Source organism: Chryseobacterium balustinum (assembly GCF_900168205.1).
Lineage (GTDB): Bacteria > Bacteroidota > Bacteroidia > Flavobacteriales > Weeksellaceae > Chryseobacterium > Chryseobacterium balustinum.
Map to the genome: position 1 here is coordinate 24,083 of NZ_FUZE01000022.1, position 22,109 is coordinate 46,191.

The following is a 22,109-nucleotide window of genomic DNA, read 5'->3' on the forward strand; positions in this document are numbered from 1 at the left end:
ACATAACCTTCTCTGATTATAATAAAGTATCATTCCAAATAGAATTTTCATATTCTCTATAAACCACCTATTAATTATTTAACATGAGTCGCTTTACCAAAACTTTGAATTTCGTAATAACGAACGTTAAAAGCATCTGAAGGCATTTTATTTCGCATAAGTTTGTAGAAATTTTCGTCATGTGAAGAAATTACAATTTGCCTGTTATACTTAGTTATCATTGTTCGAATAAGATCAATAAAGGAGAGTATGTTAATATCACTTAGGTTTTGAATCGGATCGTCCATGAAAATGGTATCTATCTCATCATTTCGTGTTTCAAATGCTTTGGCCAAAAATATACTCAAAGATAAAACGTTTAGCTGACCAGCGCTTAAATATAAAGAAGGATCTAATTCTTCGTCATTACTGATAGCTTTAATATTCAAAATAGGTCCTTTTTCGGTAACTTTAGGACTAATTTTTATTTGGTTAAGATTTGGGTGAGGCTCAATCCTAGAATATATCTGATTAATCACCTCTTGATTAAAGTATTTATTGATTTCCCCATTAATGTAAGTTTCAGAAGTTTTTCTTGCCTCTATGACTTTGTCGAGTGAATCGTCTAATGGTTTAATCTGCAATTCCCATTTCTCCAAATCTTTTTCCAGTGTATTTTTCAAAACATTCTTTTCTATAACCTTCAGGCTTACTGCCAAATTCTCAAGATCTTTAACTTCTATAATCAGATTTTGATGGTAGAGTTTAAGTATCTCTAATTCATTACGGAAAAATTCTTCTGACGGCTCCCCGTCTTGTGAAAACTGTTTGAACTGATTGATATAAGTTGAAGTCTTTTGCTGAATATCATTGATTTCGTTGTTCTTGACTATTTTTAAGCCAGGAATTTCTGCCTCATTGTACTGAATGGAAAATGAACTGATATTGTGTCGAATCTCTGCGATTTTCGCTTCATTTTCCAATTTTTCGTTTTGTGCCTTGGTCAACTGATGTGTAATCTCATCTAACCTACGCTGCAATTCTATTTGATGAAAACTATCACTCGGTAAATTTAATTCTTTCACTAATTGCTCAGCTTCAACCAAAAGTCGGTCAGCACGAGAAATTGCGATATTGTTTTCAGCAGTTGAAATCCTATTTTTTAAGATCGAAATATCATTTTCAATAGAAGAGATTTTTTGAGATCTATATTTTACAACATTTTCTAGTCTTAAAAATCTTAGTCTAATTTTAGATAGTTTTGACTTCATTTCTGATTTAATAGTTTCAAAGTCTAATGGGGTATTTAAGTCATCAACAGTAGTTTCAGGTCTAAGTTGTAATAAACTTAGATTTACAGATCGAGTTGAATTCTGCAGAGCACTTTGTACATTAGTTATTTCACTTGAAGTTTTGTCCCTCTCAATTTGCAATTTCGATATTTCCGTGTTGCAAAGTTCAATTTCTTGATTGATAAAAGTTAAAAACTTCTGATCAAGTGCACCGATTTTTTCTTTGATCAATATTTCGTCCGACTTTGCTATATCTAGTTGCGACTTTAATGTAACAGTTATTGTTTTAGAAGTCTTTTGTTCCTCAATTTTTGCTAATAGATTAGAAACTTCATTAAAATCTGTTGCGCATAGTGGACAGTGGTTAATGTCTGTTTTCCTAACGTAATCCTCTCCCCATTCAATAACTCTGTCAAAAATTTCGTCCAAATTCGCACTATTATCAAGATCATTCTGTAACTTGTCAATATTAATCTTGTTGGCAAGTAAATGTTTAACCAGCTCGTTTCTTATTGTAAAGTCATAGGAAAGTTTTTCTTTGTCCTGAACTGGCAATGATTCAAATCCTTTGCTTTCAGCAATTGATTGTAGCAATTGACGAGAAGAAAGTTTTAAAGATAAAGCAGATTCTTTTTCTGAAAGTTGCTCATTTAGTTCTTTAATTTTAGCTCTCCTTTTTTCAGCATCTGTATTCCAAAATCTGTAGTTTTCCAGCTCTGTATCCCATTCTTTTAATTTACGATCAAGTGCATCACGTTGCTGCTCCCATTCTTCTAAAGTTGATTGCAGAACAAGATTTGATGATTTTGAAGTTTGTAATTGATACAGGTGTTTATCGATATCCCGACGGAAATCATGAAGGACATTTTGTTGCTGAGTAATATTTTTATAAATAGTATCAACTTCGCTGACCAGCGATAATAAACGAGTTATTTTTTGACTAGAATTGGAAATAATTAAAAAATTTGCTTCCATAGAATTTCCTGAAGCATTGTAAGTATTAAGGTCGGTATACAATTTCTCCAACTCAGAAAGCTTATTGAAATCTTCATTTAAGATGGGATGGCTTTTTAGCCATATATGATACTCTGGCATTGCCTTTTGGAGAGCTTCCAGCATAGAAATTTGTGCAAAAGCTCGTTGTTCGATGAGTTTCGCTCTTTCGATATAGGTTTGTGTGGTACTTAAAATCACTTGGTAAGTCTCTCTATTGACATTAGATGCCAAAGCCTCCATTTTAAACTCTGTTGAAGTTTTTTCAGTTAGTTCCTGAATTGCAGCATTAATTGGTCCAATTTGATCTCCGGCATTTAAAAAATCCTTAATTTGTTTCTTTGCATTATCTATATTTGAGATGATTTCACTCTTTTCAATAGTCAACATGTTCTGATAACTGTCTATCTTTTTGAGAATGGAAAGAGCACTTTCACCTTCTGGCCAAAAATTTTGCAATTGAAAAAATCTTTCATCAGGTTTAGTATGGCGTAAAAATTCATCTATTTGATCCTGAGTCAAAATATTAGTTTTAACCAACCGATCGAGAACATCTTGCGCATAATCAGAATTTAAGCTACTGACCGTCCGGTAATCATATTTGTATTCAAAATTTTTAGCTTTTCGCTCGGTGGCTGTTCGTTCAATTACTTTGTCGTCTGTAGTTAGAATTTTCACTGAACCGCTTTTCCCATTTTTATAACCTTGCCTATTTGTAAGCAAGATTTTATCCCCACTTGAATAGTCTCTACGATTAATTTCCTGACCGAGTACATCCGATTCAAAGCGCCTGAGTTTACTAGCATAGCACCACTCAACTGCATCAAAGAACGACGTTTTGCCGAAGCCGTTCGGTGCATAAATTACCATTAGATTTGAAATCGATTCATCATTAACGAAGCTAAACTCCTGTTCTTCGTTATAAATTCGAAAATCATTAATTTTAATATTTTTAATTTTGCTCATCGCTTAGAAATTTAATGAGTTGTTTTAAATTTTCTCTAGTATTCATTGCATCTATCTTTTCAATAGCAGCTGCAACTTCAGGATGGCTAGCAATCATTAATTCTTCAAGCCTATCAATCGACAACTGTCTTTCAGGAATATCAATATCAATAAGTGTTTTACTTATTATGCTATTAACGTATTCATCAGTAATTTCATCGTCTCCTGTTGAACAAACCATTTTTCTGGCTGAAAACTTGTCTTGAAGAATTATCTGTTTAAGTTCTTGAGGTACGAACTCTTTCACTAAATACAAAATATAAAGGTTCCAACGCTCAGCAGGATTTTGAAGTGTTCTACTTTGGAAACTTATGGCTACATGATCACGCAATTCCTTGTAGTTCTCTTCAAGATCCTTCACAGTTTCGTAAATTGTTGAAAATACATATAGATGTATAGTTCCTGATAATGTCTTCCAACAATCCGTATCAGATGAACTAAAGTAATCATCAAATTTTGCTAATTCGTCTATTATTTGTTGTGATTTAACTAATTGCATCATTAAATATTTTAGTAAGATTTTGGGTCGCCTCTGCGATGGTTGTGCTAGCTGCGATACCTAACGCCAATTGTGAAAAACTTAAAACTCCATAATCAATATTGCCAGCAATATTTAAACCGGCGTCTGACTGGCTATAAATGTCAAAAACGATGTTTTTTTTGTCTTCCTTTGTGAAAGGGTGTAAACCAAACAACGTTTTATGTGAGTGAAAAATATGACAATGGTTATTTTGTAAAGTCCCAGCAATAGATTTATCTAATAGATGCTGTTTAGCTATAGAGAAATATTGAGCCTCTTCAGTAAAGAAAAATTTCAGAGTTAATTGAATATCTTGAACTATTTTTGTTTCGACACCCTCGATAAATTTTGACACCTCTGTGTTTGGGAGAGAAATATATACAGCATTGATATCACCATATTCTCCTTTCAGCATTTGTACGTAACTTAAAAACTCTAACCACGCTTTCCACAACTCATTATTTACGTCAACTTGATTTTTAAGAAATTGAATTATCTTATTCAATGAGCCATCCAGTTCTGGAGTCATTAATTTACCATGTAAAATACTCGCTATTGCCTGAGGAGAAGTCTTCTTAGCTACTTGTTTGGCAAAAGCTATCCCAATTGATTTTAAGGGTTCTTCTGCGTAATCAAATGCTTTGGGCATATAAACTGAAAAATCATCTAATTGATCATCAATAACTGATATACCATTTTTCTTTAAAAAGTTTTCTGCTTTTTTTATACTTACCGAGCATAAGTTGTTTACATCTTTATATCGTAACACTGATGTTATTTCCTGCCTTGCATTTATTACTCCTGAGCCTGAAAATCCGCTATATTCATTGCACAACTTGATTCCTGGGGTTTCTAATACGAGGTCGTGAGTGTGCTTTACAGATATGATATCAAAAATGGTTCCTTCCAATTTACTACCCACTACTAACCCTTCCTTAGTGGCCGGAAATCCAAATGCGGACCATTCAGCCTTTAATAAGGGCTCCTCACTACATAAAATAACAATATGTTTTGAAACATACTCGTCTGTAATCAAAATAGCAAGATCATTTTCTTTACAATGGTCTTTAACAGAAACTACAATCTTATTCTCTTGACGATTTTCTACATGAAATTTTTTGTCCATAAAGTCCTCAACAGCATGTAGAGATGTTACCAACATATTTTCCTCTGCGAAGAAAGCGGTACCTACAGGAAATCCTTCATTATCCAAGACTTTCCATGTACAATTCTGTAAATTTTTAATATCTATCATGGCAACTTTAATTCGTTGGAAACTTCAGCAGTATAATTAAATTCCTTCATTAAGTCTTCATCAAAGATCCGAGCAAGATGTTTAGGGAAATAATTGAAAATTAATTTCCTGTTAGTAATAGTTCCACGTAAAGGCCGGTGAATAATAAATGCAATTGTTTCAATGTCAGGATGCATATGAGAAGGATGCCTTCCATTTGTTGAAATAAGATAATTAGCACTATCGATTAATTCATATAATTCTTTTGGATTGTTTCCAAAGCTTCCATGGTGGCTAACTTTTATTGCATCAAAAAAAAGACAAGGCTGATCAGGATATAGACTTTTTAGTTGTTCCATCACAGGTTCTGCATGTGCATCAGCAAGCATTAGTATTTTTTTTCCATCTGCATTTAAAATAAATGATATAGAGCTTCCATTTCCGACCCGTTTGTCTGGTTTATATTCTGATTTAATTAATTTAATGCCCTCTGACGTTATTGGCTTTCTAATTGAGCCTTTAATAACGCCACTATAAGTCTCAATATCTTTAGCACTAAGCGATTTTATAAACAATTCAAAAGCATCATCAACAAAATGCGTATCTGCAACTTTTATACCTTGTGCTTTTAGAGCTTTTTTAAACTCGTTATCAATGGATTCCAGTTGCTGCTTATTAGGCCCAACTAAAGTAATCGACACGTTATCGTTTACAAAGATTGTTGTGGCATGTTCAATGCAAACGGCGTTGCCATTAAAGTCCTCATTCCATGAGTAATTTTGTGAGAGTAATTCCTTACCTAATTTTGAAGCTTGTTTTGCACCAATTTCAGTTTGCTTTTTGGTAGTGTCAACTTTTTGCGAAGCAATAAAATTCCTTAGTAAGTTTAGCTGATTCTCATCCGGTACTGGAAGTTTCTTCTTTTCAAATTGCAGGTGTTTGTATGCATTAAGCCATACCTGATCTATCTCAATTATTTTAGGTCTTTGTGCTGATCCATTTTCTTTGATGAATTTTGCGGCACTATTAATATGATCATCATCATAGTGAGTAATTATAAAACGATGAAGCTTTTTTCCTGCCTTATGATACTTATTTAGTATAGGAAGAATTTCTGACTCAAAATTAAATCCACAGTCAATCAATATATTAGTATTAATTTTTTTTCCTTCATCAAAAGCATCGATAAGGATAGTGTCGCCATAGAGAACAGGTAATAAATGTACTGTGAGCATTAAATGGTTATTAGATGATCATAAATATATAATTATTTTTGCATTTTGAAATACGTTAAAGGGTAATTTTTATTCTTAATCAAGAAGATATTTATAGTACATTACCATCACTTCGTTTAAGTTTGAGACCAATAAACTAAAACTTATCTCATCTAAAAGTTGTTTCAGTAAATTTACAATTGATTAGTATATTTCAATGAAATGTGATCAACCAATACTTAATACAAGTACATAATCAAAGGTAAACTATATATAAAAACTCATAATACGGATTCCCGTAATATGAGTTTTCAGTAATATTTTCAAAATTTATACTATTTTTTACTTGACATTTCTCGGATTTCCTCATCCGTGTGATTGTCCAGAATTTTAGCATACCCGTAACTGTCTGTCAAAAAGTATCATATAAAGTAGATTTATTTATTTTTCCATTATAACCAGCAGATCTGAATATGTTTGAATATAAATCTTTTTGACTTTCATTAATTCTGGGATCTAATAAAATTTCTTCAATAAAGTCATTTGGATCTATTGGAAGTTTAACAAATTTCCTTTCACCATCTTTATTGAAATCATCTTCTGTTTGACCTCTTTTTTGAATGATTACCCTTACCTCATGCTCATGGCTAAATTCATTTCTTTTGATAAATAATGAATCGAAAGCTATCTTTGCGTCTGGTAGGGCTAAACACGAATACTGATGAATCACATTTTGCATTTTATTTTTTGAAAAATACGCCACAGGTGCAATGGCCTTACGCCAAGTATCAAATCGGTCTTTCAATAGTGTTTCTGAATCAAATACCGCTTTGGCAAGTTTTGAAATTTTCGTTTTAATAATGACGGACTGTTTTGTCGGTGAATAGATTCGCCATATAGCGTCTGTTTCTTTTTTCATTGTCCAACATTGCCCATAGAGGGAATCCGTAAATGAGCCCAAAGATGTGTAATGCGAGCCAAATCTTATCTTTGTTTTGAATAAAAAATTCTCGTAGGGATCTTCCCACATTTTAGTTCTTACCAAGACTATGTTTTTCAGTGACAGCATTTCTAAAAGCCTTTCAAAATGAATGCATCTGTAAATTGGCGTATTGTAATTTTTACTAATAATTGATTGAGGAAAATTTCCCATTTTTATATCACTTTTCATCTTTTTTATTGATGTTTAATTGTTTTATTAGAATGAAATTCCAAATTACAAATTCGAATTTTTAGGACTTAAAGGTAAAGTATGTGCAGATTCTAAAAATGCTTTTAACTTGACAGGAATATATTTATTATAGAAGTTTTCATTCATCAACCAATTATCTGATACATATAATAAAGATGATAAGATAAAGTTTAATGTCGAATCTATATCTAATCTATCCAGTAGTTTTTTAAGAACGCCGAAATTTTCATTTTTTGTCGTAAAAATTAACTTAGTACTTTCTTTAAATGGGTGAATAATTACGCAAGCCATGTTATTAAATTCTAAATCCTCATTCTTAATTGTCAGATTACCCAGATAGCAAAAGAAAATAGGAATCACTTTATCTATTTCAATGGTGTGAGAACTTAAATTTTCATCCTTATTTAATTCAATGTCCTTCCAGGCCAGTCTTTTAAATATTAAAGTTTCTTTAATTGTCTTCTTCCTTTTGTTTAAAAATTGGTCGAAATCGTTATGTCTAGGATCTGTAAAATGAAGATCCTTTAATTCAATATTCAAAGCCTTAAATAAACTTCGGTATTTTCCATTTGTGGATCTCTCGAATTTTTCATGCCTTTTCTTAATAAGTTCATTGATAGAATTTTCTGTTTTTTTTAATACAATTTCCCAATAGACATTATGATAACAAATTGCTTTATAGATTAATGTTCGTAGCTCATGTTCATAATCAAGTTGTTCTTTTTTTTCATATTCGAACATATTCTCGTGGGTTTCACAAAATCCAGGAAATGTTAGGGCTTTATTTATTCCAATTTTACTGATCTTTATTTTTTTCTTATCGAGATCGGATGCAGGATAAATAAAATGTCCATTATGTGAATTTTTTCTAAGAATTGATTCTTGAAATAAATGTGATTTTACTGCTTTTTTTCTACAATATTTTACAGAACATTTTCTGTTTTCAGAAAATGAATGCAAATAGACTTTGCTGCTATATACTAGTTCTTTTATCTCTGATTCATTTAACTCCATAGAACTATATTCTCTATACGCTTCATCAAATATTGTATTAAAAAGAAGCAATGCTTCTTCAAACGAAACTTTTTCTGACATTACTATCATTTGTTGATTTAGATCACTGTTAAATTATATTTTTATAAACAAATCTACTGTTAAAGAAGTTCTGTATCTATTATTAATATTAACTCAAAGATAAAAACAAATAGCTATTTGAAAAGTGCTAAAAGCCTTTGTTTTAAAATTTATGATAACTAATAAGTTTGTTTTTTTTGAACCTTTTTAAGTATTTTATTCCTATTTCAAAAATTTGATTACCAAAAATATTTTCGGTACTACGAAAAGGTAGTGATTTTATATGATTCACGTTAGTCAATTTTACAAAAACAAAAATGATCAGCTTATCAATTCAAAGATTATCTGATCATTCAATTAAAATTGATTGTTATGAATATCGAAAGAACAGAATTTATTGCGTGGATGGAGAGAATCTTAGAAAGATTCGACATTCTTAAAGAACAAATCATATCTAACCAAGCGAAATACATTGAGATTGACGGAGAGGTACTGCTTGATAATCAGGATGTACTGCAACTCTTAAAAATAAGTTCACGATCATTACAGCGTTACCGTACTGATAAAAAACTCCCTTACTATACCATCAGTGGAAAATTGTACTACAAACTTTCTGATGTTCATCAACTGATTAGAGAAAGTCTGCGCAAATGAATGATGTTAAGTTCAACACCATCCACTTCAAAACAGATATGTTGACTGCCAACCTTTAACCATCTTTCAATCTAGCTTTTATTTTCACTTCTATAAATAAATGCAATGGAAGAAGATATAAAGCCTCAGGAAGTCAGCCATCTTAAACCCGTATCTGATACTTTATTGGTTCTTAATATCAATACCAATACTGTGGAAATGGTTAAGGGAGTGGATAAAGACGGCAATCTGCAAAAGTTACCTCCCGAAGAAAAAAAGGATAATGAACAATTAATTCGTGTTGATAAACATGGAGATGTTTTCTCCAATTTCTTTTCCAATTTCTACAGACAGTTAAAAAATCCTTCTCATTTCAATTTTTTCAAAGTGTCCGAATATGATGCTGTCAACACGGCAAAAGAGCTCCAGCAGTATATTGATCAGGCGTCACCTGCAGAATTGGAGAAACTAAAAGAGTATATCGTTTCAACAAAAAATAACAACAATATAAAAAACAGCAATACAATGGAACAAACCAACAAAGACAATCAGGAATACCGTTTTCAACCGGAACAGATCGACTGGAAAACGATGGGAAAATTCGGCCTCAATCAGGAAAAACTGGAAAAGATGAATGCCTTAGATCCTTTACTGAGGGGTTTTAAAACCAATAATTTGGTTCCCATCACCATTAATCTGGGAACTGCTGTAAGCAGGATGGATGTAAGATTATCATTACAAACTGCCGATAACGGAGAAGTTGCCGTTCACCTGCACGGAATCCGTAAAGAACCTAATCTCAATCTGAAATTTCTCGGTCATGAGTTCTCTGAAGAGGATAAAAAGAACCTAAGAGAGTCAGGAAACATGGGTAGGGTAGTCAATCTAGTGAATCCAAAGACCGATGAAATCATCCCTTCAATCATCAGCCGTGACCGTCTGACCAATGAGCTCGTCGCTTACAAAACAGAGTATATGAAAATCCCTGATGAGATTAAAGGTGTCAAGCTCGATGAACATCAGCAACAGATATTATCTGAAGGCAAACCTCTTTATCTCGAAGGCATGACCTCAAAAAAAGGAGAATTGTTCAATGCTACCGTTCAGTTCAATGCAGACAAGCGTTATGTAGAATTTTTATTCAACAATAATCAGTCACAGCAACTGACTCAACCGAAGAATCAATCCGGTCAGACGTTTCAGAACAAAGATGGGGAAGCACCTAAAGTTTTCAGAGGACATGAACTGGATGATAAAAAATATGAAAAATTCAAAGCAGGAGAAACAGTGTATGTAGATGGATTAGCAGACGGCAAAGGCAAAGCTTACCAAGGCTATATTACTTTCAACAAAGAAACCTCCAAAACAGATTTTTCTTTTACCAATCCCAACAAACTTAAAGAAAAATCTCAACCTTCAGAAGACAATAAAACCCAGAAGGCAGTCAATTCTGATGGTAAAACAAATGAGGCTACTAAGAATCTTAAAGAACCTTTACAGCCCAAGCAACAGCAACCGGCTAACAAACAGCAGGAAGATCAGCAGAATAAGCCTGCTAAATCTAAAGGACGCAAAATGTAGCTACCAACAATCCATATCACATCAATATCAATAAATAAACAAATCCAAAATATGAAAGCAATCATTGCAGAAAAACCCAGTGTTGCGAGAGAAATCGCCCAAATATTACACGTAAATGAAAGAAAAGACGGCTATCTCAAAGGTAACGGCTATTATGTAACCTGGGCATTGGGTCATTTGGTGTCATTGGGAATGCCGGAAGATTATGGTATAAGAGGCTTTGAACAAGCCTCTTTACCGATCTTTCCAAACCCATTTATAGTAATCCCAAGAAAAATCAAAAAAGCAAGTTATTATCAGCCCGATCCATCCGCTTTAAAACAGTTGAAAGTAATACAATATGTTATAAACCAATGTACAAGTATTATCGTTGCTACCGATGCTGGAAGGGAAGGCGAACTGATTTTCCGATATATCTACGATTATCTGAAATGCAAAAAGCCTTTTGTAAGGCTTTGGATTAGTTCATTGACTGAAAGAGCCATTCGTGAAGGTTTTGAAAAATTGCAACCCGGCTCAGATTTCGACGGATTGTATCGGTCTGCTAAAGCAAGAAGCGAAGCAGACTGGCTTGTCGGAATCAATGCCAGCCAATCATTGAGCATTGCTGCTAACAAAGATGTCTATTCTTTGGGAAGGGTTCAGACACCTACACTTTCTCTTATCTGTAAAAGATTTGAAGACCATCAAAATTTCACGCAAAAGAAATATTGGCAAATCCGGCTAAAACATCGAAAGGATTATTTGGATTTTACAAGTCTTTCCAATCAGCAGTGGGATGATAAGAAGGCAACAGAGCAAATTCAAAAATCCATAGAAAGGGAGGGAAGGGCGACTGTAGAAGATGTATCAGTCAGTAGTGTAAAAGAACCAGCTCCATTGCTTTTTGATTTGACGGAACTCCAAAAAGAAGCCAATAGAAAGCTTGGATTGTCTGCTGATGAAGTCTTGCAGACTGCGCAAAGCCTTTACGAAAAGAAATTTATTACCTATCCAAGAACCGGGAGCAAATATATTCCCGAAGATCTTTGGGCAGAAATCCCGGAATTGATTAGAATATTGAAGCAAACTGATCCATTCAAATCAGCCATCACTACGCTAAAATTCGGAAACTTCAACAAACGTATCGTCAACGATCTGAAAGTAACAGATCATCACGGTCTTTTACCCACAACAAAAATTCCATCCGCTTTGACAGCCAGTGAAAAATCTATTTATCAGATGATTGTATACCGACTATTAGAATCATTGTCGGAGCACTGTTCCAAACAAATTACTCATGTAACAATCAAAGTCCATCACTATGAGTTCAGTATAAAAGGTTCAAAAATACTCATTAAAGGATGGCGTGCTATCAAAGGTATATTGTCTGATGATACTCATCCAAACCAGACTCATAATTCCGACAATGATACAAAACTCTTGCTTTTGGAACTTCCGGAGTTCAAAAAAGGAGAGGAACTAAAAATCTCAAAAACAGAACTGCTGGAAAAACAGACCTATCCTCCAAAACTCTTTACGGAAGCAGATCTTTTATCTGCCATGGAAAATGCAGGAAGACATATCGAAGACAAGGAACAGCAAAAAGCCTTAGCCAGTATCGGAATCGGCACTCCTGCAACTAGAGCTTCGATTATTGAAATATTGATCAACAGAAATTATATCACAAGAAAAAATAAAACACTGATTCCTACCAACAAAGGCTTACAGGTCTATCATCTAGTAAAAGACAAGAAAATTGCCAATGTCCAGATGACCGCAGAGTGGGAGATGGCATTTAATCAAATCGAAAAAAATGAACTCGATCCAAAACAATTCATTAATAATATTAAAGATTATACCGCAGAAATTACCAAAGAACTTTTATCGCTAAATATCCCCCAAAAAAATATTCCCGAACTCAAATGCCCTAAATGTCAAAAGCACAACCTTATCATCAAAGAGAAAATCGTTAAATGCCCAGATGAACAGTGTAATTGGATTCTCTTTAGAATGATATGCGGAGTACAACTCAGTATTAAAGATCTTACGTTATTATTAACTCAAAACAAAACATCATTAATCAAAAACATGAAGAGTAAAAACGGTGAAAATTTTAATGCCTATATTGTTTTGAAAGATGATCTAACTACGTCTTTTGAATTCATAAATCCAATTTTAAAGAAATAATATAGAATTAACTTATATTTGTTACAAACTAATATTATCGGTTACATATGCCCACCAAACCTAAGATCAAAATAATGTTATCTTCTACTGTGCATGGTAGTCAACATATTATTGAATCAATATATGCTACGTTGGTACGTTTTGGATACCAGGTTCTTTGTTCGCATATGGGAACTGTTTATCCAAAACCAGGTCTGTCTCCTGAAGAATCTTGTTTAGCCGCTGTAGAAGAGTGCGATTTTTTTTTCGGAATTATTTTCCCACATTACGGATCAGGAATTACTCATAAAGAGTTTGCTAAAGCAGTCGAGCTAAATAAACCAAGAGGTTTTTTAGCTCATTCTCATATTCCGTTTTTAAGAACTTTACTTAGAAAAGTTATGTATGATGAACATGGAAATAGAAAAGAGTTCAAATTAGATAAAACTACTGTTTTAGATAGTTTAGAAGTTATAGAAATGTATAATTTAGCTATAGGACATGGGCTTCCTTTACAAAATAGATTGTGGACACAGGAGTTTAGTAAGTATGAATTAGATGGAAGTCCGTTTATTAAGACTTTATTTGAAGATTACCCAAGATTTGAAAAAGATTTAAATGAATTGAAAAATGGAAAATAGTAATCTTAAAAATTTAGTTCAAAAAGGAGAGAATGATACCTTGGCATTTCTTGAAGATTTAGATTTAAATCAGATAGCTATAACTCTTTCTAGTCTATTAAATCATAAAGGAGGAAATTTAATTGTCGGAGTTACTGATTCAGGTAAACTTAAAGGTATTTCAAATCAATACAATCTTAGTGATATTAAGTCTTTTCTAATAAATACAATTATCCCGGAAAGTCCTATTGAAGTTTTCGAAGAATTATTCAATGGTAATTCATTTTTAATATTTAAAGTTTGGGAAGGAACAAGACAGCCTTATATATTTAATGGTGATATCTATTACAGAAAAGGAAAATATACCAGTAAAGCAGACTCTAAAGAGCTTTCAGCATTAATACATGACCGCCAGAAAAGTGAACTTCATTGGGAGAGACAGGCTTCTTTAGGTTTTGAATGGGAAGATTTAGATCATAAAGGTATACAGTCAGTAATGAATGATGCTAAAGTAAACAATAGAAGCAGTTATCAGGGAGAGGATGAATTAGAATTTTTAAGCCATTACGGTTTATTTAATAATGGATCCTTTTCTAATGCATGTATTGTACTTTTTTCCAAAAACCCTGGGCAGTTTTTACCGCAAACCCGAGTACGCTTAACTGAATATCCAAGTAATAAAACTGGAGACAGCTTAGTAAGAGATGAGCTACTAGAAGGAAATTTATTTGTTATCAGAGAAAAGTTAGAAAAGTTTGTTTCTGGTATGGGAACAAAAAGTATATTCTCACATGAAGAATGGAGACGTTTTGATTTTCAATATCCTGAAAAGGCATTACAAGAAGGTATTATAAATGCCTTAATTCACAGAGATTATAGTAGGTTTAACAGTCATCTGACAATTTCAATTTATCCGGATTCTTTTGTAATTGCAAATAGTGGTAATCTACCTGAAGATATGAAGGTTTCTGATTTAAAGAAAAATCACCGTTCATTTCCAGCAAATCCAGATATCGCACAAATTGTATTTTTATTGGGTTATATTGATAAGTTAGGACGTGGAACAGTTAAAATAATTGAAGAATGTAAAGCTTCAGGGCTTAGAGAACCTAAATGGACTAATAAAAGCAATGAGGTTGTATTAACTTTTTACGGTCCTGTTGCTAATACTGGTAACGAGTCAGAAGATAGAGCTAATAATAGTAAGGATGCTTATGTTATTAATGATGCTGTAGATGATGCAGTAAATGATGCAGTAAATGATGCAGTAAATGATGCGGTAAATGATGCAGTAAAGACTAGATTAAAACATACAGTTAAACTTATGTATACCGAAAACTCAGTTACTCTAAAAGATCTGGTTTCCCGCTTTAACAGCTCCAGAGCAACAATTCAAAGAGATCTTCTATTATTAAACGCAGGTAATTTAATTACAAGAATAGGCTCAGATAAATATAGAGAATATACTTTAAATGATGCACTAAAAAAACAATTTGATGCGGTAAGAAATAATAATTGATGCACTTAATTTGATTCTAAGCATGAAAAAAAAGATTTGACTTTTTAAAAAAAATAACATAACTTTGGCTTCAGAATTACATATATGTAATTCTGAAGCCGTGTTAATTGTATTTAATGGTTAAGTCGTTGATAGTTAATTAATTATATTTATGGTTAAAGATTTAGAATATTATTTACCCATAATGGAATTCTATATTTCTAAGATCATTATCCCGGTAATCAATGATAGTGAACTCAATGATGTCATTTCTGTGATTAAAGACAGTAGAGGTTTAAAAAGTCGCAAGAGGGAAGAAGTAAAGGATTTTGTTATTAATAAATTTGTTAAAGAAAAAATTTTAGGAACTCCTAATCTATATTGTTTCAGCACTGATGTGGATATTTTAGAAATATATTCGGCTGTCTCCAGAATTTCTTTTTTCAGCTACCAAACTTCATTATACATTCATTCATTAGTAGAAGAACTTTCATATGATATTTTTATGGTCAAAGAAAGGAAGCCTTATGACCAGCAATCAGAAAATGTGTTGACACAGCATTCAATAGATGCATCATTTAAAAAAGATCCAAGATTAGCAACAAATAAGAGAGTGCTAAAAGGTCATCAAATCCATATTATTACCGGGCAGTTTCAAGATAATATAGGAGTCAAGAAATCTCAACAATATTTTATTGCTGATCTAGAAAGAACATTAATAGATTGCACAGTCCGTCCATTTTATGCAGGAGGGTCACACAGTGTGCTAAAAGCCTTTGAATCAGCAAAAGGAAAGCTTAATACAGAAGTATTGTTTGAGTATTATTCAAAAATGAATTTTACTTACCCATATCATCAGGCCTTAGGATACTATCTGGAACAATCAGGATATGAGGAAAGTCAATTCGAACCCTTTTTAGAGTATGAGCAGGAATTTGATTTCTATCTGGAGTATAACATGAAGAAAAAATCATATGACAAGAAATGGCGTATCTATTATCCAGTCTAAAAAAATACAATGGTAAAATCTGACATTATCAAAAGCTTTAAACCAAGCTTTCACTATATTCGATAAGGAATCTTTGATTTTTTAATTATTACATTTTCATATTCCAATTTTTTCAATAATCCTTGCAATGATGCCTTTGTAAGATCAAAATCTAGAGAGGGACCCACAATAATTTCCTTAATGGGAAGTTTTTTATTGATAAACGTATGCTCAACCGTATCGCCACTTTCTGCAATACGTTTTTTGTATTCTGAATATTTATTTTGCAGAATTACATAGGGTACCAGCATTGTTTCAGTAGCTCTGTAAAGTACTTCATCATCACCATGTTTAACAAAATTTCCATCAATACTATATTCCAGCCTGAATTCTTTTTCTTCTTCAAAGCCATCACTCTTATAACTGGATACTATTCTATGCAGGAAATCAATGATTGAAAGTCTTGCAAGTCTTTCATAACCATAATCACTCCAGTCAAACCTATCTTTTATCTGTTCATAGTTTTCAATAATAATCTTAATAATATCTTCTATAGTTTTCAGTTGCTTTTGATTATTGTATAAAACCGGTGAGCCTTTTAGTGGCTGCTCAATTGAGTCTTCGAGGCTGTGTAAATCGAATCCAATAGAAATTCCCTTTCCTTGATTTGCATAAGCTCTCCATTGACTTAGCATATCACCTTCTTTCGAAAAACAAGTTACGAAACGTTCCGTTTTATAAAAATCTTCAATTTTTTCCTTAACCTCATTCAAAATTGAATCTGAATAATTTTCAAGCTGTAATTTATCAATAACTTTCAAAACCTGTTCAACTCCGAATTTAAACTCTTTTTTATCGTTCAAATAATTCAAATTAGTACAAAAGAGTGATTGAGACTGAATAATTGCGCTGAAGCTCGGTAAAGAGGCATAATGATAAACGATTCTACCAAGAGGTTCATTGGTATTAAGATTTTCTTCTTTAAAAGCATATTTCAGAATGATGTTGGCAAGGTCATGTTCAAAATTTCTCCATAATCCACTTGTCATTTTGGTTTTGTTATCCATAGATTTTTTTCTCTAATTTCTAAAATGTTACACTATAAAATTAAGAAAATTAAAGCCATTATCAATAATAGAGTGCGAATTTTCCCACATCAATTTTACTAAATATTCTTATAAAAATTCCATCTTTGACTGAATTAATGTATTATAAAACTAAATTTTAATTTTCAGATCAATACATTTATTGTAATAATTATTATATTAGAATTAAAATGTTTACAGTGAACATTCACCTTGTATTAAATCTAAAATTCTTAATAAATCAACGAGATGTTCAGCTTTTGTTCTGTTGGATATTTGAAAAAGATTTATTTGTTTAGTTGATATTTACTCGTGAACTAGTAATCAATGAAAAATCTTTGTAAATCGAAAATTTTAAAAGGTCTTTTCAAAAAGTATTTGTTCCAGATCTTCCAAGGGAGTCCAGATTCCGGATTTTACTTTTAAATAAGTTTTACAGAGTGAGACAATCTTATCTTCAGTCCCAAATCTGATTTTTTTTCTTTCTAATTCGGTTAAACCTTCGAAAGCATTGACACTGAAGCCGAAAGTCGATAACAATAATCCGCTTTCCTGCGTTTCATTACAAATTACTTTCAAAAATTCTTTTACATACTTTTGACCCAGCTTCTGGGACTTCCAATGTTTAATTTCAACCAAGTACCTTTTTGCAATTCCTCTTTTGTTTATTTGTAGAATCAGATCTTTCCCACCATCTTTGCTCGAAGGTGTCAGCTTTACCTCAAATGCTAAGCCTTCAAAAACTTCTGCAATCATTTTTTCTAATTCTCTCCATTCTACTTTCAAAAGAAAGTTAGAATCTTCAGCAATTTTCTCAATAAATGTTTTGCTTAGAATTTTAATAATATCTTCATAATCCCGCGTATCATTCTCAGTTTCTATTTCTATTTTAGATGTCCAAGACTTAAGGTCATCTAAGGTTAACAGTTCTACTTTTAATGGATCTGAAATATTTACAAAACGGTAACACGAATTTGAAAATCCTGCAGGAGCGAACATTATAAGACGATCGTAAGGATAGTTGAAAGCAAACGAGACTCTCTCATGAACTCGTTCCTCTCTAACATTTTTATCAGTGTTCTGGAGAGAAATACATATTCTGTCACGTGAATTCTCTTTGAAACACATAAAGTCGAAGTTACTTCTATCAGTGCTTGGATTAAGAATAGTTTTAAAACCATCGTTGGCTAAAAGCTTTGAAATAACCTGATGAAATGTAAAGCAAATTTCACGGTCATCCTTCGGGCTTGTTATAGAATTCTCTAAAACAAGAATGTCGCGAACAAGTTGATCTTTTACGGTGGGTGTCATAAATAACGTCTATTGCCAATTTTAAAAATAAGTAAGATTTACACAATTATAATATTAAAATTTAAAAATCACAATCCAGCATTTCGATTTTATGAAAAAATAAAGAATCCATATATCTCCATATACCTCCGGGTTGACCGTAAACCATATTCTCACGTTGCTCGCTCTGGTAAAGCATTCTTAAAAGTATTTCTTTGCAATACTCAATATTATTAAATGATACCATCACTTTCACAACGACTTGTGCAATTGCAGGCGCCTGATGTTCAACCGATAATATTTCGAAAGTTTTCAGGTTTTTTGTTTCAAAAACTTTTCGAATTCTTCCGGCTTCTTTACCGATATTAAAATCATCAGAAAATAAAAATATCTGTTTTGCCATCAGACCATAATTTTTATTCAGCCAGTTGGTTAAAAATAGTACAGCATCACGCTCTGGGGTAAATTCTGCATAATCTTCAATTATTCCATTTGAGGGGAAATCGACATTTAACATAGGGTTTCTAGATTTCCAATAATCCATATATTTGTCAGTTTCAGCACGTTTTTCTTTTTGAATTCTATAGTTAATAGTAGTGTTTTTCAAGTCTGAAAATGCCTCTCTAAGAGTAGTTTTCTTAGTTTCTTTTGGTGGTTTTTTTTTATTTTTTTGTAAAGCTTTAGCCCAATCATTAATAGCGAATAATGTTAGCCATGCTTTACCTGCAACATATTTATTAGCATAAGAAAGGTCTCTCCCGTGCAATATTCCATTACGGTAGGGGAAAAATATTTCTTCAGTAGTTGTTGCCTTTCGTGTGACATTTAAAATATCTCTAAGCTTGCTGAGACCTGAACTATGTGCCGCTATAGAATCCCAGGCGGTCAAATCTGTGTTTTCAGCAAAAAAACCTTTACTTTTACTGAGATCATTGACAGTACCATCAATAATCATCAGTAGTAGGGGAATAGCTGAGTGAAATCTTTTGGCTTTAGTATCTTCGTAGGCTGCATTAATCAAACTATTACGGATTTTAAACTCAGGAACACCATAAGTTGCTTTCACTAACCATTGCATTTCCTGAGTAGTGTAATGATCGGCAAGTTTCTCTTCAGCCGCTTTAATATTATCAGCTTTTGCTAAACTAATGCATTCTAATATAAGATTGTGATTACCAGATTCATGAGCAATCCAACCTAATTCGCTGAAGTAATGATTGAATTGGTCAGGACTTTTAGAAATTTCTTCAAACTGCTTTTCAATATCATCAAAATATTTCAGGTCATGCAAAATTCCTTTCGCTGTTGAACTGAAAGGAGCTAAAAATGATGCAATTTTCTTAATTGGCTTTACTCCCTTTAAATTATTTCTGAACTCTTCAAATGACGAATTATCTTCAATTTTATCACTCATGATATAAAAGTAATTTTACTTAAAATGAATTTACAAAATATGGTAGACGCTCTAAAATTTTACCTAAATTTCAATTTTTCCAATTTATATTTTCTATCTGTGATAAACATATAGCTAACGACTTAATGAAAATATCTAATTTTAAAACGATAGGATTAGTCTCAGAAAAATAATCTACAGGATTTTCAATTTTTTCGCTGTTATACCTGTAACTATCTAGCTTATACTTTGAGCAGAGACATGAATTTAAGAATAGCATTCTGATAATAACAGCACCGACATTTAGTTGATTAAAAAATTCCTTTGCCATTTTATTATAATAACTGTTTTCTTCAATTGTTGATATGATGTCTTTTTGAGGGAAATCTTTATCAGCAATATATATGCGAAGATTCTGAAAATACGACAAGTTAAAATCCAGTTCGTACAGATTTTGAGTACTTTGCTCAATTTCTAATAAAGTTTTATTAACTAGTTGCTCGTCAGTTAATTTTTTTATTAAGGATACAAATTCAGTAAGCTCTTCGTTGTGAAAAACCTTTTCCACCTCATCTAATATCTTAAAAACTTTAATGGGTTCATGTCCTATTTTCTTTAAAGCATTATTGTCAATTATGCCTATCTGCAAGCCCAAATATTTCACTGCCTTTTCTACAGCCTGATGATAAAAATATATAGCATTATGGAATATCTGTTGTTGAAACAGTAATTCTGCACTTTTTAAATCGACTGTGGCTAATTTTATTAAGTCATTCATAATTAAACTTTATGGGAGATTTTAAATATATAATTACAAAATAAAGGCTTAAGTATGCAGTGTATTTGCGTAGTTTTAAAGTTTATTATAATTTACAGAAAAATAGTGATGTAATTGTCAAATATGACAAAACTGTTGATTTGTATCGGTAGAGATATAGTTTTGTTTCTATAATCTTCGGGTTTCTTAAATTAAGATTTTATTATCACATTATTTTATTTGATCTCAAACAGCATTTCCCTTAACGTCTACTGTTTCAGATTTAATGCTACAGATCAGTGTGTAAAGATTATCTATTAAATTATTAATATCGAACTCTGCTTGTAAAGATATTCCAAACGTTAGCCAACTTTGATTTAATAACTTTGGACTTTCACTGGTAAATAATTTCATTATTTCAGTAAATTTTTCAACTATCATATTCATCAGAGTAAGAAACATTACTTTTGATAATGAGTTCAAGCAAATGATCAGAATGTTGTTGATAGAGTTGATCTAACTTAAAATTTAATTGACTTTTAGATTGATTTGTCAGAAAGGTTTTGAACTTGGAAACTTTGTAAATTTTCCCACTGAAAGTATATTCCATAATAATCAGTAATTTGAATATTTGCTATAACACATCATAGTCAGACATTTTGAAAAATTCTATTCTGCTTTCATCAATTCCAATCTTTTTAAGACTCTTAAGAAAGGTTGTTTTATCGTCATTACTGTAATAACTGACTTTCCATTGTACTGTTTCAATGCAGTGTTTTTTTATCAATCTAAAGTAAGGCATATCGATAGAATTAAGAGAATGTCCTAATATTATAATCTCATTGATGTCTTTTAAGCTTTTAAAGAAGCTTTCATGTATGTGAATAGTATCTTTTACTGGTTTTTTCAATCCAAAAAAAGGTTGTTGAGCATTAGCTTCTGAATCTGAAAACGGAGTTCTGGTGCTTTCACCATTTTCATCAAAGAGGGGTTGTGACTTTAAGTTTTTGTTGTGACCGAATATCATGCTTCCCTGATCATTTTCAACATCACCGTGGATATGAAGTATTTTGTCACTTGGGATTTGATAGACTTCCTCCAGTGTCATAGTGTAATTAAAGGTAAGGAAAACAGAGGTTTCTTCTAAATCAAGTTTTCTTTTGGTTGATTCGAGATTGAGATCAATCAACCAATCTTCGAATGCCTCTCTGATTTTATTCACTAAAATTTCTGTCTCCTCTTCCAGTTCATCTTCAAGACCAAACAATGAACTTGGGTTGAAATTCTCGTGCAGTACATCAATATTATTTATTTCAGCAAAGAAAGCTTTCCAATTGAATGTGCCTAAATCATATTCAAAGTTTGACCACAAATATTTCTTATCAGAGTTTTGTTTTGTAGTTAAGGTAAAATATTCTTCAAAAATATTTTCTAAATCTTGATTATTTTCAATAACAAATAAGTGAAAATCACTATAGGTAGTTGGTAAATTGTGATATCTATCGAATCCGTTTCCTATAATATAAAGTGTATTCATATATTAATTTTTAATCAGGTATTTGTAAAGCTAAGTAATGTAAACACACTGTGCAATACTAGATGGATTCTTTACA

17 protein-coding genes are annotated in these 22,109 nt (G+C 32.1%); 6 read left to right on the forward strand and 11 right to left on the reverse strand.

The window, feature by feature from the left end; genetic code table 11:
- Positions 1-74: 74 nt before the first annotated feature.
- From B5X64_RS18360 to B5X64_RS18385, 6 genes are all read right to left on the reverse strand, one after another.
- Complete coding sequence (locus tag B5X64_RS18360; protein WP_066674529.1) at positions 75-3,230, reverse strand: AAA family ATPase; 3,156 nt, start codon at positions 3,228-3,230, stop codon at positions 75-77.
- Positions 3,217-3,768, reverse strand: coding sequence for an ABC-three component system middle component 1 (locus B5X64_RS18365; protein ID WP_079466627.1), 552 nt, complete (start codon positions 3,766-3,768; stop codon positions 3,217-3,219). Before B5X64_RS18365 ends, B5X64_RS18360 begins: the two co-directional genes overlap by 14 nt.
- Positions 3,755-5,044 (reverse strand): trypsin-like peptidase domain-containing protein, encoded by a 1,290-nt coding sequence (locus B5X64_RS18370; protein WP_079466628.1) that lies wholly within the window; start codon positions 5,042-5,044, stop codon positions 3,755-3,757. Before B5X64_RS18370 ends, B5X64_RS18365 begins: the two co-directional genes overlap by 14 nt.
- Positions 5,041-6,258, reverse strand: a complete 1,218-nt coding sequence (locus tag B5X64_RS18375; RefSeq protein ID WP_066674512.1) for an MBL fold metallo-hydrolase — start codon at positions 6,256-6,258, stop codon at positions 5,041-5,043. Before B5X64_RS18375 ends, B5X64_RS18370 begins: the two co-directional genes overlap by 4 nt.
- 391 nt (positions 6,259-6,649) lie before the next feature.
- A complete protein-coding gene (locus B5X64_RS18380) occupies positions 6,650-7,408 on the reverse strand; it encodes a DUF2971 domain-containing protein (RefSeq protein ID WP_079466629.1) in 759 nt (252 codons plus the stop codon).
- A gap of 45 nt (positions 7,409-7,453) precedes the next feature.
- The gene (locus tag B5X64_RS18385; RefSeq protein ID WP_079466630.1) at positions 7,454-8,524 is read right to left on the reverse strand and encodes a hypothetical protein; all 1,071 of its coding nucleotides are present in this window, start codon (positions 8,522-8,524) and stop codon (positions 7,454-7,456) included.
- Between the two features lie 351 nt (positions 8,525-8,875).
- On the opposite strand from B5X64_RS18385, the gene B5X64_RS18390 reads away from it, so the two are divergent.
- From B5X64_RS18390 to B5X64_RS18415, 6 genes are all read left to right on the forward strand, one after another.
- Positions 8,876-9,157, forward strand: a complete 282-nt coding sequence (locus tag B5X64_RS18390) for a helix-turn-helix domain-containing protein (RefSeq protein ID WP_066674499.1) — start codon at positions 8,876-8,878, stop codon at positions 9,155-9,157.
- A 105-nt stretch (positions 9,158-9,262) separates the two neighbouring features.
- A complete protein-coding gene (locus tag B5X64_RS18395) occupies positions 9,263-10,717 on the forward strand; it encodes a DUF3945 domain-containing protein (RefSeq protein ID WP_079466631.1) in 1,455 nt (484 codons plus the stop codon).
- Positions 10,718-10,768: 51 nt separating this feature from the next.
- A complete protein-coding gene (locus B5X64_RS18400) occupies positions 10,769-12,886 on the forward strand; it encodes a type IA DNA topoisomerase (RefSeq protein ID WP_079466632.1) in 2,118 nt (705 codons plus the stop codon).
- A 74-nt stretch (positions 12,887-12,960) separates the two neighbouring features.
- Positions 12,961-13,506, forward strand: coding sequence for a DUF4062 domain-containing protein (locus tag B5X64_RS18405; RefSeq protein WP_164463444.1), 546 nt, complete (start codon positions 12,961-12,963; stop codon positions 13,504-13,506).
- Positions 13,496-15,004 carry an ATP-binding protein gene (locus B5X64_RS18410; RefSeq protein WP_066674487.1) on the forward strand — a complete coding sequence of 503 codons (1,509 nt, stop codon included), beginning with the start codon at positions 13,496-13,498 and terminating at the stop codon, positions 15,002-15,004. Before B5X64_RS18405 ends, B5X64_RS18410 begins: the two co-directional genes overlap by 11 nt.
- 151 nt (positions 15,005-15,155) lie before the next feature.
- A complete protein-coding gene (locus tag B5X64_RS18415; RefSeq protein WP_079466634.1) occupies positions 15,156-15,992 on the forward strand; it encodes a hypothetical protein in 837 nt (278 codons plus the stop codon).
- Positions 15,993-16,045: 53 nt separating this feature from the next.
- Here the strand turns inward: B5X64_RS18415 and B5X64_RS18420 are convergent, their stop codons facing one another.
- The 5 genes from B5X64_RS18420 to B5X64_RS18445 form a co-directional block, all read right to left on the reverse strand.
- Positions 16,046-17,038, reverse strand: a complete 993-nt coding sequence (locus B5X64_RS18420; protein WP_066674482.1) for a DUF2971 domain-containing protein — start codon at positions 17,036-17,038, stop codon at positions 16,046-16,048.
- A 372-nt stretch (positions 17,039-17,410) separates the two neighbouring features.
- A complete protein-coding gene (locus B5X64_RS18425; RefSeq protein WP_066674480.1) occupies positions 17,411-18,367 on the reverse strand; it encodes a restriction endonuclease in 957 nt (318 codons plus the stop codon).
- 61 nt (positions 18,368-18,428) lie between these two features.
- Complete coding sequence (locus tag B5X64_RS18430; protein WP_066674477.1) at positions 18,429-19,760, reverse strand: hypothetical protein; 1,332 nt, start codon at positions 19,758-19,760, stop codon at positions 18,429-18,431.
- A 70-nt stretch (positions 19,761-19,830) separates the two neighbouring features.
- Entirely contained in the window at positions 19,831-20,517 is a 687-nt protein-coding gene (locus B5X64_RS18435; protein ID WP_079466635.1) for a HEPN domain-containing protein, read from the reverse strand.
- A gap of 613 nt (positions 20,518-21,130) precedes the next feature.
- The gene (locus tag B5X64_RS18445) at positions 21,131-22,033 is read right to left on the reverse strand and encodes a bacteriophage abortive infection AbiH family protein (RefSeq protein WP_066674468.1); all 903 of its coding nucleotides are present in this window, start codon (positions 22,031-22,033) and stop codon (positions 21,131-21,133) included.
- Positions 22,034-22,109 lie beyond the last annotated feature (76 nt).